This is a genomic window from Paracidovorax sp., from assembly GCF_057642795.1.
This window is the reverse complement of sequence record NZ_JBXYZY010000044.1, coordinates 54,513-70,970: the sequence shown is the minus strand read 5'-3', so window position 1 is coordinate 70,970 and position 16,458 is coordinate 54,513. Positions and strand designations below refer to the sequence as shown.

Below are 16,458 nucleotides of genomic sequence, written 5' to 3'. Positions count from 1 at the left end.
TCGTTGCATAGATCGATTCCATTTGACGCCGCCATGGCGCATCCAGACACTCCGCCCCGGCGCATTGATCTGTGTCAAATTTAGAAACAATGAGGGGCTTGCATCCGTGGCCCCGCCTAGATAGGGAGTTACAGCGCATGGCCGCAATATCGGCAGGGACCGCCGCCGGGTCCAGTCACTCCTCCGCTCCAGGCTTTCTGGACAAGGAACGCATCATCGCCGGACCCGGCTTCAACCGTTGGCTGGTGCCGCCGGCGGCGCTGGCCATCCACTTGTGCATCGGCATGGCCTATGGGTTCTCCGTGTTCTGGCTGCCGCTGTCCAAGGCGCTTGCCACGGCCGGCACCGGCGCAGCCTGCCCGAGGGAGATGAGCTTCTTCGCCGAGTTGTTCGCCACCGGCTGCGACTGGCGCGTGGCCACGCTGGGCTGGATGTACACGCTGTTCTTCGTTTTTCTGGGCTGCTCCGCAGCGGTCTGGGGCGGCTGGCTGGAACGCGCCGGCCCTCGCAAGGCGGGCGTGGTGTCTGCCCTGTGCTGGTGCGGCGGCATGCTGCTCTCGGCGCTGGGCATCCATCTGCACCAGTTCTGGCTGATGATCCTCGGTTCAGGCGTCATCGGCGGCATCGGGCTGGGGCTGGGCTACATCTCGCCCGTCTCCACGCTCATCAAATGGTTCCCCGACCGGCGCGGCATGGCCACCGGCACGGCCATCATGGGCTTCGGCGGAGGCGCGATGATCGGCTCCCCACTGGCTGTGGAGCTGATGCGCTCCTTCTCCACGCCCACCGACGTGGGCGTGATGCAGACCTTCGTGGTCATGGCGCTGGTGTATTTCGTCTTCATGATGGCGGGCGCCCTGGGCTATCGCGTGCCCGCATCGGGCTGGAAGCCGGCCGGCTGGACGCCGCCCGCACCGACCGTCAACGCGATGATCACGCAGCGCCACGTCCACGTGAAGCGCGTCTGGGGCATCCCCCAGTTCTGGTTGATCTGGCTGGTGCTCTGCATGAACGTGAGCGCCGGCATTGGCGTGATCGGCATGGCATCGCCCATGCTGCAGGAAGTGTTCGGCGGCGCGCTGGTGGGCCTGCCCCTGAAGTTCACCGAACTCGACAAGGCCCAGCTGGCGGCCGTGGCGGCGGTGGCCGGCGGCTTCACGGCGCTGCTTTCGCTCTTCAATATCGGCGGGCGCTTCGTCTGGGCGAGCCTGTCCGACAGGCTCGGCCGCAAGATGACCTATGTGGTGTTCTTCGTGCTGGGCGGCTTCATGTACTTCAGCATCCCCGGCTCGGCCGCTGCCGGCCACAAGCTGCTCTTCGTGGGCGCCTTCTGCGTCATTTTGTCGATGTACGGCGGCGGCTTCGCCACGGTGCCCGCCTATCTGGCGGACCTCTTCGGCACGCAGTTCGTGGGAGCCATCCATGGCCGCCTGCTCACGGCGTGGGCCACGGCCGGCATCCTGGGGCCGGTGGTCGTGAACTACATGCGTGAATACCAGCTGGGCCTGGGGCTGCCGCGCGATCAGGTCTACAACCAGACGATGTACATCTTGGTCGGCATGCTGGTCATCGGCCTGATCGCCAACCTGCTGGTGCGCCCGCTGGCCGACAAGTGGTTCATGAGCGACGAGGAACTCGCCCACGAAAAGAAGCTCGCCCATGAGAAGAGCGTGGCGGCCGAAGTCGGCATCGGCAGCGGGGCCGGCGGCACTACCAGCCCGGCGCTGGTGGCTTTCGCCTGGCTGGCCGTGGGGCTGCCGCTGGCCTGGGGTGTCTACAAGACCCTGGTCAGCGCTGCGAAGTTCTTCCAGTAAGACCGGCTGCACGGAGGAGGTGGGCGCCCTCCGCGCTGACACGGCCAGCCGGTCCCCACTGTCACCGGCCCGTAGGGCGCGGCAGTAGGTTCACCCCTCGGAGATCATGATGAAACAGGAAAAGATCGAGTTCTACACAGGGCCTGCGGGCGGCTGGGGGGCGCTCAACAGCGTGAAGAACACACTGCTGCGGCAGGATATTCCCCTCAAGGGAGCCAAGACGCTGCTGTCGGCCAACCAGCCCGACGGCTTTGACTGCCCGGGCTGCGCCTGGCCCGACCGCGACCACGCCTCTACCTTCGAGTTCTGCGAGAACGGCGTCAAGGCCGTCGCCGCCGAGGCTACTGCGCGCCGCGCCGGCCCGGAACTGTTCCAGCGCCACACCGTGGCCGAGCTCGCTGAGCAGAGCGACTTCTGGCTCGAAGACCAGGGGCGCCTGACCCACCCCATGGTCTATGACGCGGCCAGCGACCGCTACCGCCCTATCGCGTGGGACGACGCCTTCTCGCTCATCGCTCGCCACCTGAACGCGCTGCCCGATCCCAACCAGGCGATCTTCTACACCTCGGGGCGGGCCAGCAACGAGGCCGCCTTTCTCTATCAGCTGTTCGTGCGCCAGTACGGCACCAACAACTTCCCCGACTGCTCGAACATGTGCCACGAGCCCAGCGGCAGCGGCATGCGCCCTCAGATCGGCGTGGGCAAAGGCACGGTGACGCTGAACGATTTCGAGCGTACCGATGCGATCTTCATCTTCGGCCAGAACCCGGGCACCAACCACCCGCGCATGCTGGGCGAGCTGCGCGAGGCGCACAAGCGCGGCGCGCGCATCGTGAGCTTCAACCCGCTGCGCGAGCGCGGCCTGGAGCGCTTCGCCGATCCGCAGGACAAGCTGGAGATGGCCACGCTGGGCTCCACGCCCATCAGCACACACTATTTCCAGCTGCGCGTGGGCGGCGATATGGCCGCAGTCAAGGGCATGATGAAACATGTTCTGGAGCGCGAAGCCATGACCGGTGGCGTGCTGGACCATGCCTTCATCGCCGAGCACACCACCGGCTTCGAGGCTTTGGCCCAGAGTCTGCGCGCCGAATCGTGGGCGCTGCTGGAAGAGGAGTCGGGCCTGACCGAGGCGCAGCTGCGCGCGGCGGGCGAGGTCTATATCGGTGCCCGCAGCGTCATCGCCTGCTGGGGCATGGGCATCACCCAGCACAAGCATGCGGTGGACACCATTCAGGCCATCGTGAGCCTGCTGATGATGCGCGGCAACATCGGGCGGGAGGGCGCGGGCCCTTGCCCGGTGCGCGGCCACAGCAATGTGCAGGGCGACCGCACCATGGGCATCTGGGAGAAGCCCCCGGCCGAGCTGCTCAACCGGCTGCGCGACGTGTTCGGCTTCGAGCCGCCGCGCGCCCATGGCGTGGACACCGTGGAAGCCATCCGCCTCATGCGGGACGGGGGCGGCAAGGTCTTTTTCGCGCTGGGCGGCAACTTCGCCGCGGCGACTCCCGACACCTACGAGACCTGGAAGGCGCTGCGCCGCTGCGACCTGACGGTGCATGTGACCACCAAGCTCAACCGCAGCCACGTGGTGCACGGCCGCGAGGCGCTGATCCTCCCCTGCCTGGGCCGCACCGAGATCGACGTGCAGGGCGCGGGCCCGCAAGGCGTGACGGTGGAGGATTCGATGAGCATGGTGCACATCTCCATGGGCATCAATCCGCCCGCCTCCGAGCACCTGTTGTCCGAGCCCGCCATCATCGCGCGGCTGGCCGCGGCCACACTGGGCGAGCGCAGCAGGATCGAGTGGCTGGGCCTGGTCGAGGACTACTCGCGCATCCGCGACCTCATCGAGCAGGTCTTCCCCGACTTCAAGAACTTCAACCAGCGCGTGGCCCAGCCCGGGGGCTTCCGGCTGCGCAACACGGCCAGCGAGCGCGTCTGGGCCACGGCCACCGGCAAGGCCAACTTCTTTCCGCCCGTGGTCCCGCTCGATACGCCTTCGCACGAGGCGCGCAAGCGCCTGAAGGACACCGTGGTGTTCACGCTGCTCACCACGCGATCGCACGACCAGTACAACACCACCATCTACGGCATGGACGACCGTTACCGCGGCGTCTATGGCCAGCGCCGCGTGGTCTTCATCCACCCCGAGGACATCCGCCAGCTGGGGATGAAGGACGGCGACTGGGTCGATATCCAGACCGTGTGGTCCGACGGGCAGGAGCGCCGCGCCGACCGCTTCAAGCTGGTGGCCTACGACATCCCGCGCGGCAACCTCGCGGCCTACTACCCCGAGACCAATCCGCTGGTGCCGCTCTCGGCCGTGGCCGAGGCGGCGGGCACGCCCACCTCCAAGTCCATTCCCGTGATCCTGGAGCCCCACGTGCAAGCGGCACCGTTGGCCGAGGCGCGGGGCGCTGCTGCGTGAGCGAACAGCCATCGCAGGCCCGGGTGGCTGTCTCACCCCTGGCCTGGGCCCTTCTGCAGGCCCTGGCCGAAGAGGGTGGCGGCGCTGCCGTGTCGCTGCCCCGTCTCGGCAAACGGCTCGGGCAGGGCGTCAGCGTGCTCATGCGCCAGCTCAGCCTGATGGGCGACGCGGTGATCGGCGGCATGCCCGGCCCCGGCTGGGTGCAGGTGCGCGAGGAGGGCGGCCGCTGGACGGCCCGGCTCACCGGGGCGGGCCGCGCCTTCGTTGAGGGGCAGGTCGCAGAAGCGGCCGGTGAGGTTCTCCAGCCCGCTGCCAATGCCAACGCCGATGCCGCGCCCTCGCTGGCGCCGCTGGCTCGCCACACTGTGCGTTTGTTCGGCGAAGCCGGCCTGCCGCCCGAGGGCGTGGAGCGCGACGACATCCTCGCCACCGAGATCCCGATCGCCCTGGTGTTCAATGGCATTTCGCATGCGGTGATGATGGCCACCCCTGAAGCGCTGGACGATTTCGCTCTGGGCTTCGCGCTGAGCGAGGGCATCCTCGACCGCGCCGAGGACTGCCGCGGCATCAGCGTGCACGCCGCAGAGAGTTCGGTGGCCCAGCTGCCGCCGGGCGTTCCGGGCGTCGAGGTGCATCTGGAGATCTCCCCGCGCTGCTTCGAGCGCTTGCGCCACCGGCGGCGCAGCATGGCCGGGCGTACCGGCTGCGGCGTGTGCGGCGTGGAAAGCTTCGTCGCGCTCGACCTGGCGCCCGAGCGCCTGCCGGCGCGCGACTGGATCGAGCGGGTGGACCTGGCCCTGGTGCTGCAGGCCTTCTCGCAGCTGGGCGCCCGGCAAGTGCACAACGCACAGGCGGGCGCGCTGCATGCCGCCGCCTGGGCCGGCCTCGACGGGCAACTGACCGCCGTCTGCGAAGACGTGGGCCGGCACAACGCGCTGGACAAGCTCATCGGCCGCCTGGCGCGCGCCGGCCGGCTGGACGAGCCCGGCTTCGTCCTGATGAGCAGCCGCGGCAGCCACGAGCTGGTGCGCAAATGCGCCCGTGTGGGACTGAGTGCGCTGGCCACCATCTCCGCGCCCACGGCCACGGGCGTGCAGGTGGCGGCGCTGGCCGGCCTGCGCCTCTGGGGGCTGTGCCGCGCCCCGCGCGGCGTGCTCTATGCGCCCGGGGCCCTGTCGCCGCGCTGAGCGGACCAGATCGGCGCAGGGGCGGCCCTGCGCTCCGGGTGACCGCCGCGCAGGCGCGAGGGGGAATGACCGGGTGGCCGTCCGCGCGGCGGCCGTGCCGGGTACATTCGCTGCATGCTTGCCGCCCGTCCCACCCTCGACGTCGCCGTCATCATGCGGCGCGAACTTCTCGATAACCGCTGGCAGCCCTGGCGCTGGACGCTGGAAGATGTAGTGCCCGCCGAACCCGCCTTCGGCATGGCGCCGCGCCTGCTGCGCGAAGACGCGCAGGAGCAGCGCTGGCTGTTCCCCGGTCTGCAGGTGGAACTTTTCCGTGACGATGCCGAGGGCTACCACCTTAATCTCACGTCGCCCGCTCCCTGCTGGTTCGTGCACTGGCGGCTGGACGAAGGCCCGGGCGCGGACGGCCTCGAGCTGGCGCGGCCTGTGGACGTGAGCCTCAGCTACCACGATGCCGGCCGCTGGCTGGACGCGCAGGAAAACGTGGACCAGGTTCCGGCCCCGGAGTCGATCCGGGAGTGGGCACAGGCCTTCGTCGACGTTCACTACGCGCCCGAGCCCAAGCGCCGCCGCAGGCCCGACAGTTTCAAGCCATTGACCGACCGCTTCGGCAATCCCGCGTCTGTCTCCACCGACAAGGGGAGGCGCGGGGGCGGCGGTGGCGCGGGAGAGTCCCATGGCTGAGGCGGACGGTTTCTTCAGCCGCTGGTCCCGCCGCAAGCAGCAGACGCGCGAGACCGGCCAGCCGCTGCCGGACGTCGCGGGCAGCGAGGTCCGTGATCGGGTGGCTCCTGCGCCTGCTGCTGAACAGCCGGTGCCCGCACCCGCACCGCCAGCTGCTGTTCCCGCGCCTACTCTCGATGACGTGCAGGCGCTGCACGCGGAGTCCGATTTCGCGCCCTTCGTCGCCCGGTCGGTGGCTCCGCAGGTGCGCAATGCCGCCATGCGCAAGCTGTTCACCGACCCGCATTTCAATGTCATGGACGGGCTCGATGTGTATATCGAGGACTACTCCCTCCCCGATCCGTTGCCGCCCGACATGTTGCAGCAGATGGTGAGCGCGCGCAGCCTGGGACTGGTGACGGACCCCGAGCCGCCGGCCGCGGGGCCTGATGGCAAGGCGGCGCTGCCGCCGAAGTCCGACTGCGATGCCGGGGCTGATGGGGCGGCGGACGCGCCGCATGGGGCGGATGTGGCACAGTCCGACCTATGCAAAGCCATTCCTAGCCAGCCTGCGCCAGACGTGGCCGCACCGCCCTCCGGCGATGTGGCTGACCTGGCGCGCGCCAGCCGATCCACCGATGTCCAAGACGCTGATATGCGACTGCAACCGGACCATGCCGCTCGATTCCCGGGCGCTGGGCGCGGTGCTACATGAGGAGCTGACGCTCCATTCCACCCTATGCCGGCGCGAGGCCGGTGCCTTCCAGCAGGCCGTGCGCAGCGGCGATGCCGTCGTTGTCGCCTGCACGCAGGAGCAGCGCCTGTTCGTCGAGCTGGGCCAGCAGACCGAGGGTGCCGTGTCGCCCGTGCGCTTCGTCAACATCCGGGAAACCGGTGGCTGGAGCCGCGACGCGCAGGCCGCCACGCCCAAGATCGCCGCGCTGCTCGCGGCGGCACGCCTGCCCGAGCCTGAGCCCGTTCCCACGGTCACCTTCCGCAGCGGCGGTCGCCTGTTGATCATCGGGCCGCTCGATGCCGCCGAGCGCGCCGCCGCGCTGCTGAGCGACGTGCTGGAGGTGACCCTCTTCACCCAGGGCCCCGGCGCGGCCGGCGGTGCGCAGGAGCGCCGCTACCCCGTGCAGGGCGGGCGCCTGCTTTCGCTGCGCGGCTGGCTGGGTGCTTTCGATGTCGAATGGGCTACCGACAACCCCATCGACCTGGACCTGTGTACCCGCTGCAATGCCTGCGTGGCGGCCTGCCCCGAGAACGCGATCGGTCTTGACTACCAGATCGATCTGGCCGCCTGCAAGGACCACCGCGACTGCGTGAAGACCTGCCAGGTCGCCGGTGCCATCCAGTTCGGCCGCGTGGCCGAGGCCCGCAGTCAGCGCTTCGACCTGGTGCTGGACCTGCGTGCAGCGGATGCGACGCCTACCTTCATGCAGCATGCGCTGCCGCAGGGGTATTTCCGCTGGGATGGGCGCGACGCGGCGACCCTGATGCGCCTGCGCGAACTGGTCGGCGAATTCGAAAAGCCCAAGTTCTTCACCTACCGGCAAAAGCTTTGCGCCCACAGCCGCAATCAGGAAGTGGGCTGTAACGCCTGCGTGGACATCTGCTCGGCCGAGGCCATCCGCAGCGACAAGGCGCGTCAGCAGATCCAGGTCAACCCGCACCTGTGCGTGGGCTGCGGCGCCTGCACCACGGTGTGCCCGACCGGCGCGCTGTCGTTCGCCTACCCGGCGGCGCAGGATCAGGGAACGAAGATTCGCACGCTGCTGTCCACCTATGCGGCAGCCGGTGGCCGGCGGCCAACGCTGCTCCTGCACAGCCAGGAAAAGGGGCAGCGCCTGATCGACGAGCTGGGCCGTGCCGCGCGGCTGGGGGTGGCGCACGGCGTGCCGGCCCAGGTCATTCCTTTGGCGGTCTGGCACACGGCCAGCCTCGGGTTGGACGTGTGGCTCGGTGCCATCGCCCAGGGCGCCACGCAGATCTCCGTGCTGATGACCGGCGAGGAGGCACCCCAATACATGGAGGGACTGCAGGAACAGATGGAGGTGGCGCAGGCGCTGCTGAACGGGCTGGGCTATGCCGGCCAGCACCTGCATCTGGTGCGCGCCACATCGGCGATGGACCTGGACGCATCGCTGCGTTTGCTGTCCGCGCAGCGTGCAGAGGGGCCCGCCGTGGCTGCGAAGTTCGGCCTCGCGCCCGACAAGCGCGGCACGCTGGAGTTGGCCATCGACCATCTGGCTGCGCATGCCCCCGCAGCAAAGCTTCCCGACGCCATCGCAATGCCGGCCGCGAGTCCCTTCGGTCAGGTGCTGGTGGACAAGGACCGCTGCACGCTGTGCCTGAGCTGCGTGAGCGCCTGCCCGGCCAGCGCGCTGCAGGACAACCCCAACGCGCCGCAGCTTCGTTTCGTCGAGAAGAACTGCGTGCAGTGCGGCCTGTGCGCCACCACCTGTCCGGAAGACGCCATTGCGTTGCAGCCTCGGCTGCTGCTGTCGCCGGAGCGGGGGCAACCCCGCGTGCTGAACGAGACCCAGCCCTGGGGTTGCGTGCGCTGTGGCAAGCCCTTTGGCACGCTCAAGGCCATCGAGGCCATGCTTTCGCGCCTGTCGGGCCACCCCATGTTCCAGGGTGAGGCGCTGGAGCGGCTCAAGATGTGCGGCGACTGCCGCGTGATCGACCTCTATTCCGCGCAGAACGAATCGAAAGTGACCCAGCTGTGAGTGCCTCTGTTTTTCTGACCGCACCGCCCACCGCCTCGGCGCTCGACGAGGAAACCGCGCGCGCCGAGATCTACGGCCTGCTCGCGCAGCTGTATTACGCGCCGGCGGACGCTGCGCTGCTCGCGGCCCTGCGCGTTGCCCCCACCGAGGCCCCGACCGAGGGGGCTTTCCTGCAGGAGCCCTGGCAGCGCCTGGTGGGCGCGGCGCGCGCTCTTTCCGACAGCGAGATCGCGCAGGAATACCAGCGCCTCTTCGGCGGCGTGGGAAAGCCCGAGGTGTACCTCTATGCATCGCACTACCTGAGCGGCTTCCTCAATGAAAAGCCCCTGGCGCGGCTGCGCGCCGAACTGTCCCGCCTGGGCCTCGGTCGCGACGACGCCATGCCTGAGACCGAGGACCACATCGCCTACCTGTGCGAAGTGATGCGCTATCTGATTGCAGGCGATGACGGCGGCGTTTGTCATCTGGAGTCGCAGCGCCGCTTCTTTACGGAGCAACTGGCTCCCTGGGTGGGCAAGCTCTGCGACGTGTTGGCCGCTCATCCCCAGGCGGCTTTTCATGCGGCGCTGGCGCGCTTTACGGCCGCTTTTATGGATGTCGAGTCGCAAGGCTTCGACATGCTGGATTAATACCAATGCGCCGCCCGGCGTTTTGCAGCGTTGCAAAAGGGTAGCGCGCAGGTCGGGAGTCGTTGCGGTAAGGCAACCAATTGTCATAGACTGTATGCAAGACATTGCATAACTACCGCGAGCCATCCTGGAGACAGAACATGCAGGAACGCCAGCTTCCCCCCCCTTCGCGCCGCCGCTTCTTCGCCGGCGCAGCCACCGTCGGCGCAGCCGCCGCCACTGTGGCCGTGCTGCCCCAGGTCGCCATCGAACCGGCACCGGCCGCAGCGCCCGAGCCTCGTCCCGCGCCTGAGCGGGGCGGTGGCTACCACCTCTCCGACCACGTCAAGCACTACTACAAAACCACCCGGCTTTGAAGAAAGCGGGGCGTCCCATGCTGCTCACCAAGAAAACCTCTGGCGCGCCGTCGCAGGCCGCGCATGCATCTCCTTTTGTCCATAGTCTGCGGCGCGGCTTGTCCCAGGCCTTGCCCACCATGGACCGGCGCGGCTTCTTGCGCCGTTCCGGCCTGGGCGTGGGCGTGGGTCTCGCGGCATCGCAGCTGACTTTGGTGCGCAAGGCCGATGCCGCCGAAGGCGCCAAGGTCGGCCTGGGCGACACGCAGGTGAGCGTGCGCCGCACCGTGTGCTCGCATTGCTCCGTGGGCTGTGCGGTCGACGCCGTGGTGGAGAACGGCGTCTGGGTGCGCCAGGAGCCAGTGTTCGATTCGCCCATCAACCTGGGCTCGCACTGTGCAAAGGGCGCGGCGTTGCGCGAACACGGCCACGGTGAATACCGACTGCGCTATCCGATGAAGCTGGTCAATGGCAAGTACGAGCGCATCAGCTGGGACACGGCCCTCGAAGAGATCAGCGCCCGCATGCTGGAACTTCGCAAGGCCAGCGGGCCTGACAGCGTGTACTTCGTGGGTTCGTCCAAGCACAACAACGAACAGGCCTACCTGCTGCGCAAGTTCGTGAGCTTCTGGGGCAGCAACAACTGCGACCACCAGGCGCGCATCTGCCACTCCACCACGGTGGCCGGCGTGGCCAACACATGGGGCTACGGCGCCATGACCAATTCGTACAACGACATGCAGAACAGCAAGGTCGCCCTGTACATCGGCTCCAACGCGGCCGAGGCCCACCCCGTGAGCATGCTGCATCTGCTGCATGCCAAGGAAACAGGCTGCAAGGTCATCGTGGTGGACCCGCGCTTCACGCGCACGGCCGCCAAGGCCGACGAATACGTGCGCATCCGCTCGGGTACTGACATCCCCTTCCTGTTCGGCGTGCTCTATCACATCTTCAAGAACGGCTGGGAGGACAAGCAGTACATCCATGACCGTGTCTACGGCATGGACAAGGTGCGCGAGGAAGTGCTGGCGAAGTGGACGCCCGACAAGGTCGAAGAGGCCTGCGGCGTCAAGGAAGCCCAGGTGCTCAAGGTCGCCACGCTGCTCAACGAGCACCGCCCTGGCACCGTGGTCTGGTGCATGGGGCAGACCCAGCACACCATCGGCAACGCGATCGTGCGCGCCTCTTGCATCTTGCAACTGGCTCTGGGCAACGTGGGCAAGTCTGGCGGTGGCACCAACATTTTCCGCGGCCACGACAACGTGCAGGGCGCGACCGACGTCGGTCCGAACCCTGATTCACTGCCGGGCTACTACGGCCTCGCTGAAGGCGCCTGGAAGCATTTTGCCAAAGCCTGGGGAGTGGATTACGAGTGGATCAAGAGCCGCTATTCCTCCACCGGCATGATGAGCAAGAACGGCATCACCGTTTCGCGCTGGATCGACGGCGTGCTGGAAAAGAACGAACTGATCGACCAGGACTCCAACCTGCGCGGCGTGTTCTTCTGGGGCCATGCACCTAACTCGCAGACGCGCGGGCTGGAGATGAAGCGCGCCATGGACAAGCTTGACCTGCTCGTCGTCGTGGACCCTTATCCCTCAGCCACGGCCGCCATGGCCGCGATGCCTGGAAAGCCCGAAGACCTCAACCCGAACCGGGCGGTCTATCTGCTGCCCGCCGCCACGCAGTTCGAGACCAGCGGCTCCTGTACTGCCTCCAATCGGTCGCTGCAGTGGCGCGAGAAGGTCATTGAGCCGCTCTGGGAGAGCCGCCCCGACCACATGATCATGTACCAGTTCGCGCAGAAGCTCGGCTTCGGCCCGGAGCTGGTCAAGAACTACAAGCTGCAGAAGGTCAAGGGCATGGACGAGCCCGTGCCCGAGGACATCCTGCGCGAGATCAATCGCTGCGTGTGGACTATCGGCTATACCGGCCAGAGCCCCGAGCGCCTGAAGGCGCACATGAAGAACATGCACGCGTTCGACGTGAAGACCCTCAAGGCCAAGGGCGGTAAGGACAAGGACACCGGTTACGACCTGACGGGGGACTACTTCGGCCTGCCCTGGCCGTGCTTCGGCACGCCGGAATTCAAGCATCCCGGCTCGCCCAACCTCTACGACACCTCCAAGCACGTCATGGATGGCGGGGGTAACTTCCGCGCCAATTTCGGCGTCGAGAAGGACGGCGTCAATCTGCTGGCGGAAGACGGCTCCTGCTCGCTGGGCGCCGACATCACCACGGGCTATCCCGAGTTTGACCACGTGCTGCTCAAGAAGCTGGGCTGGTGGAGCGAGCTCACCGACGCTGAGAAGGCCGTGGCCGAGGGCAAGAACTGGAAGACCGACAACTCGGGCGGCATCATCCGCGTGGTCATGAAGAACCACGGTTGCCATCCGTTTGGCAATGCCAAGGCGCGCGCGGTGGTGTGGAACTTTCCCGACCCTATTCCGCAGCACCGCGAGCCCCTCTTCGGCATCCGGCCCGACATGGTGGCCAAGTACCCCACGCACGACGACAAGAAGGCGTTCTGGCGACTGCCAACGCTCTACAAGTCGGTGCAGGACAAGAACATCGCCGACCGCGTGCAGGAGAAATTCCCGCTCATCATGACCTCGGGTCGCCTGGTCGAATACGAGGGCGGCGGCGAAGAAACCCGCTCCAACCCCTGGCTGGCCGAACTGCAGCAGGAAGCCTTCGTCGAGATCAACCCCAAGATTGCCGCCGACCGGGGCATCCGCAACGGCGGTCGCGTGTGGCTCAGCACGCCGACCGGTGCGCGCATCAATGTGCAGGCCCTGGTGACGGAGCGCGTGGCGCCCGATACGGTATTCATGCCGTTCCACTTTTCGGGGCACTGGCAGGGCAAGGATCTGCTGGAGTACTACCCCAAGGGCGCTGCGCCCGTGGTGCGCGGCGAGGCCGTCAACACGGCCACGACCTACGGCTACGACAGCGTGACCATGATGCAGGAAACCAAGACCACGATCTGCAACGTGGAAGCGGCCTGAAGCGCACGAGCGAGACAGAACAAGAAAGCCTACCGACCATGACGACCCCCGCGACCGCCCGCCGCTGGCCCTTCACCTTTTGGGAGGCCTGATCCATGGCCCGCATGAAATTCATCTGCGATGCGGAACGCTGCATCGAATGCAACAGCTGCGTCACTGCCTGCAAGAACGAGCATGAGGTGCCGTGGGGCGTGAACCGCCGCCGCGTCGTCACGCTCAATGACGGCGTGCCCGGGGAGAAGTCCATCTCGGTCGCCTGCATGCACTGCAGCGATGCGCCCTGCATGGCCGTGTGCCCCGTCAACTGCTTCTACCGCACCGAAGAGGGTGTGGTGCTGCACGACAAGGACGTCTGCATCGGCTGCGGCTACTGCAGCTACGCCTGCCCGTTCGGTGCGCCGCAGTTCCCTTCACAGGGCACGTTCGGCGTGCGCGGCAAGATGGACAAGTGCACCTTCTGCGCCGGCGGTCCAGAGGAGCACGGCAGTCAGGCCGAGTTCGAGAAGTACGGCCGCAACCGTCTGGCCGAAGGCAAGCTTCCCGCCTGCGCCGAAATGTGTTCGACCAAGGCCTTGCTGGCCGGTGACGGCGATGTTGTGGCCGACATCTTCCGTACTCGCGTGGTGCAGCGCGGCAAGGGCGCCGAGGTGTGGGGCTGGGGCACGGCCTACGGCTCCCGCCAGGCGGGTCAGCCGCCCCAGGAGGGCAAGAAGCCATGAAGCCGCAACATCACCGCGCAGCGACACTCGCTTGCGCAGCCGCCGCCCTGCTGGCGCTCTCCGCGTGTGGCGAGAAGCCGCAGACCGGCCATGCCGTGAGCGGCGTCGCGCCGCTGTACGCCGGCACCGGTAGCCATTTCACCGCCCCGGGCTGGAAGCCGGGCGAGAAAGGCAGCTGGGAGCAGGAGATGAAGGCCCGCATGCAGTACGGGCAGAACGAATACAACCGCATCCGGTGAGGCGGGGAAGGGCAGCCATGAAACACCTTCTGTTCGCGGCGCTGCTGGCCGGTGGCGCGGCCTGGGCGCAGGCCCCGGCGCCGTCGCCCGCGGCATCTGCCGACGTGCCCGCCGCAGCGCAAGCCGCGCAACCGGCAGCCGGTGCGGTGCGCAGCCAGAACATCTTCGATGTCAAGCCTGACGCCAGCGCCGATCCCGGCTATGCCGGGCAGACCAACGGTGAACGCTCACGCGTGCAGCCGGGCAACAACGCGCCCATGTGGCGACAAGTGGGGCAGGGCGTGACAGGCTATAGCAGCCTGCCCGTGACTCAGGCGCCCGAGGCTGGCAACCTGATCCAGCGCTTCGTTCAGTACCCGGGCTCGCGGTTCACCAATGCAGGCGAAGCCTGGAGAGAGGTGCGCAACCGCTGGATCATTCCCTACGGCGCTGCCTTGCTGGGCATCACGCTGCTGGCGCTGGCGATCTTCTATTTCGCCAAAGGCCCGATGGGTCATGCGCCGGCCGATGGCCCGGGCCGCCGTATCGAGCGCTTCACGCCCTTTGAGCGCGCCGCGCATTGGTCCAACGCCATTGCCTTCTGTACGCTTGCCATCTCGGGCATTGTGATGGCCTTCGGCAAGTTCTTCCTGCTGCCCATTTTGGGAGCCACGCTCTTTGGGTGGCTGGCCTATGCGCTCAAAAATGTGCATAACTTCATGGGCCCGCTGTTCGCGGTGTCGCTGGCCGTCATCATCCTTACCTTTGTGAGGGACAACATCGCCACCATGGCCGACTGGGCTTGGCTGAAGAAGGGCGGCGGCATGCTGGGCGGAGGCGGCGAAGAAGTGCCTTCCCATCGCTTCAATGCCGGCGAGAAAGGTATGTTCTGGTGGGGCATCACCGTGCCCGGCATCTTCGTGGTGCTGTCGGGCCTGGTGCTGGACAAGCTGATTCCCGGCTGGGGCCTGCTCCGTGGCGAGATGCACATCGCCCACATGGTCCACGCCAGCCTGGCGCTGTGGATGATGGCGCTGCTGCTGGGCCACATCTACATGGGCACCATTGGCATGTGTGGCGCCTACAAAGCCATGAAGACCGGCTACGTCAGCGAGACCTGGGCGCACGAACACCACGCGCTCTGGGCCCAAGACATTCGCGACGGCAAGATCCCGGCGCAGCGCAGCAGCGAAGAACGCACCAGCGCCGCCGCTGCCCAGCCCGCTGCCGCTGCAAGGAGCACCCCATGAAGAAGACGCACTGCCGCACCCTCTCGCAGGCCGCCCTGGGGCTGGCCCTCGCCGCGCTCGCATCGGCCGCACTGGCCAAGCTGCCTCCGCTCAGTCCCGAGGCCCAGGCCAAGGCCAGCGAGACCGCGGCCAAGGCCGCCTGGAGCGCCAAGGTCGATGCCTACCGGCTCTGCCAAGCGCAGGACAAGGTGGCGGCCTACTACCGGCGCACGGCCTCCAGTCCGGCTCCTGTGCCCGCCCAAGGCGCTGTGCCCTGTGCCGACCCGGGTCCTTTCGCCTACACCCCGCCGGAGAGCAAGCCCCTGGAGTCGGCAGGAGCCCATTCGCCACCGGGCAATGCCAGCAGCCCGCCCAATACCGCCGTGCCCGATGCGGCGAGCGGTAAGGCCCGCAAGCCTTGATCTAACGCGCACGCCCTTTCTGCGGCCCGCTGCTCCCCGCGCGGCTAGCCTCTGACGGGCCCCTCGCACCGGCCGTTACGTGTAGGCTGGCGTGCATGACGCAGATGACCGCCCTCAAAGATCCACCCGCCTTCCCCCAGCTCCTGCAGCCGCCTGCGCGCCTGCCGCGGCTGACAGAGGCGCGTGCACCGCTCACGCAGGCCGTTGAAGTGATGAACGAGCGCGGCGAGCGCGAGACCCTGCACATCCCTGCGGAGCGGCCGCTCACCGTGTATGTGGACCGGCGCGAGATCGTTACGCTCATGACGCTGGGCGCCCACCCCGAATGGCTGGTGCTGGGGTACCTGCGCAACCAGCGGCTGGTGGACTCGGCCGACGAGATCGAATCCATCACCGTGGACTGGGATGTGAACGCCGCCGCCGTGGCCACGCGCAGCGGCATCGCGCGCATCGAGGAGCGCACTGCCCGCAAGGTGGTCACCACCGGCTGCGGGCAGGGCAGCGTCTTCGGCGGGTTGATGGACGAGGTCGAACGCATCGACCTGGGGCCGGCGCAGCTCACGCAGGCCCAGCTCTACGGGCTGGTGAACGCCATCCGGCTGCAGGAATCCACGTACAAGTCGGCGGGCTCCGTCCACGGCTGCGCGCTCTTCCAGGGCGAGCGGATGCAGGTTTTCGTCGAGGACGTGGGCCGGCACAACGCCATCGACACCATTGCCGGGTGGATGTGGATGCAGTCGGGCGGCCCCGTGCCGGGCGGCGACAAGGTCTTCTACACCACCGGCCGGCTCACCAGCGAGATGGTCATCAAGTCCGCGCAGATGGGCGTGCCTATCGTTGTCTCGCGCAGCGGCATGACGCAGATGGGCCATGCCGTGGCCCGGCAGCTGAACCTGTGCGCCATCGGCCGCGCCGTGCACCGCCGCTTCGTCTGCTACAGCGGCGAGGACCGCATCGTCTGGCAGCCCGAGCTGGCCGGGCAGGGCGGCCCGGCCTCCGCAGCGACCTGACGGCCGGACGTCCCGCGCCGCCATTGCCCCCAGCTCGCGCCAGGCGCGGGCAATTGCG

Annotated in this window: 14 protein-coding genes; all 14 read left to right on the top strand. The window is 67.6% G+C overall.

All coding sequences use genetic code 11. From position 1 onward, the window contains the following. Window positions 1-137 precede the first annotated feature (137 nt). The 14 genes from AC3A84_RS17720 to AC3A84_RS17655 all read left to right on the top strand — a co-directional run bounded on the left by AC3A84_RS17720 (window position 138) and on the right by AC3A84_RS17655 (window position 16,400). The gene (locus AC3A84_RS17720; RefSeq protein ID WP_487971347.1) at window positions 138-1,814 is read left to right on the top strand and encodes an OFA family MFS transporter; all 1,677 of its coding nucleotides are present in this window, start codon (window positions 138-140) and stop codon (window positions 1,812-1,814) included. A 109-nt stretch (window positions 1,815-1,923) separates the two neighbouring features. After that, on the top strand, window positions 1,924-4,245 hold the full coding sequence (locus AC3A84_RS17715) for an FdhF/YdeP family oxidoreductase (protein ID WP_487971346.1): 2,322 nt from the start codon (window positions 1,924-1,926) through the stop codon (window positions 4,243-4,245). Window positions 4,246-4,586: 341 nt separating this feature from the next. Continuing rightward, a complete protein-coding gene (gene fdhD, locus AC3A84_RS17710) occupies window positions 4,587-5,432 on the top strand; it encodes a formate dehydrogenase accessory sulfurtransferase FdhD (RefSeq protein WP_487971492.1) in 846 nt (281 codons plus the stop codon). A 114-nt stretch (window positions 5,433-5,546) separates the two neighbouring features. After that, window positions 5,547-6,116, top strand: a complete 570-nt coding sequence (locus AC3A84_RS17705) for a DUF3305 domain-containing protein (protein WP_487971345.1) — start codon at window positions 5,547-5,549, stop codon at window positions 6,114-6,116. Then, entirely contained in the window at window positions 6,109-6,810 is a 702-nt protein-coding gene (locus AC3A84_RS17700) for a DUF3306 domain-containing protein (protein WP_487971344.1), read from the top strand. The genes AC3A84_RS17705 and AC3A84_RS17700 overlap by 8 nt, the downstream gene beginning before the upstream one ends. After that, on the top strand, window positions 6,770-8,830 hold the full coding sequence (locus tag AC3A84_RS17695; RefSeq protein WP_487971343.1) for a 4Fe-4S dicluster domain-containing protein: 2,061 nt from the start codon (window positions 6,770-6,772) through the stop codon (window positions 8,828-8,830). The genes AC3A84_RS17700 and AC3A84_RS17695 overlap by 41 nt, the downstream gene beginning before the upstream one ends. Then, window positions 8,827-9,459 carry a TorD/DmsD family molecular chaperone gene (locus AC3A84_RS17690; RefSeq protein ID WP_487971342.1) on the top strand — a complete coding sequence of 211 codons (633 nt, stop codon included), beginning with the start codon at window positions 8,827-8,829 and terminating at the stop codon, window positions 9,457-9,459. Before AC3A84_RS17695 ends, AC3A84_RS17690 begins: the two co-directional genes overlap by 4 nt. A gap of 140 nt (window positions 9,460-9,599) precedes the next feature. Further along, window positions 9,600-9,815, top strand: a complete 216-nt coding sequence (locus AC3A84_RS17685) for a twin-arginine translocation signal domain-containing protein (RefSeq protein ID WP_092938372.1) — start codon at window positions 9,600-9,602, stop codon at window positions 9,813-9,815. Window positions 9,816-9,832: 17 nt separating this feature from the next. After that, window positions 9,833-12,802, top strand: a complete 2,970-nt coding sequence (locus AC3A84_RS17680) for a formate dehydrogenase subunit alpha (RefSeq protein ID WP_487971341.1) — start codon at window positions 9,833-9,835, stop codon at window positions 12,800-12,802. Between the two features lie 95 nt (window positions 12,803-12,897). After that, entirely contained in the window at window positions 12,898-13,521 is a 624-nt protein-coding gene (gene fdh3B, locus AC3A84_RS17675) for a formate dehydrogenase FDH3 subunit beta (RefSeq protein ID WP_487971340.1), read from the top strand. Beyond that, window positions 13,518-13,760: a hypothetical protein gene (locus AC3A84_RS17670; protein WP_487971339.1), complete on the top strand. Its 243-nt coding sequence runs from the start codon at window positions 13,518-13,520 to the stop codon at window positions 13,758-13,760. The genes fdh3B and AC3A84_RS17670 overlap by 4 nt, the downstream gene beginning before the upstream one ends. 17 nt (window positions 13,761-13,777) lie before the next feature. Then, entirely contained in the window at window positions 13,778-14,989 is a 1,212-nt protein-coding gene (locus tag AC3A84_RS17665) for a formate dehydrogenase subunit gamma (RefSeq protein WP_487971338.1), read from the top strand. Further along, a complete protein-coding gene (locus tag AC3A84_RS17660; protein ID WP_487971337.1) occupies window positions 14,986-15,390 on the top strand; it encodes a hypothetical protein in 405 nt (134 codons plus the stop codon). Before AC3A84_RS17665 ends, AC3A84_RS17660 begins: the two co-directional genes overlap by 4 nt. A gap of 104 nt (window positions 15,391-15,494) precedes the next feature. Beyond that, entirely contained in the window at window positions 15,495-16,400 is a 906-nt protein-coding gene (locus tag AC3A84_RS17655) for a formate dehydrogenase accessory sulfurtransferase FdhD (RefSeq protein ID WP_487971491.1), read from the top strand. Window positions 16,401-16,458: the final 58 nt, after the last annotated feature.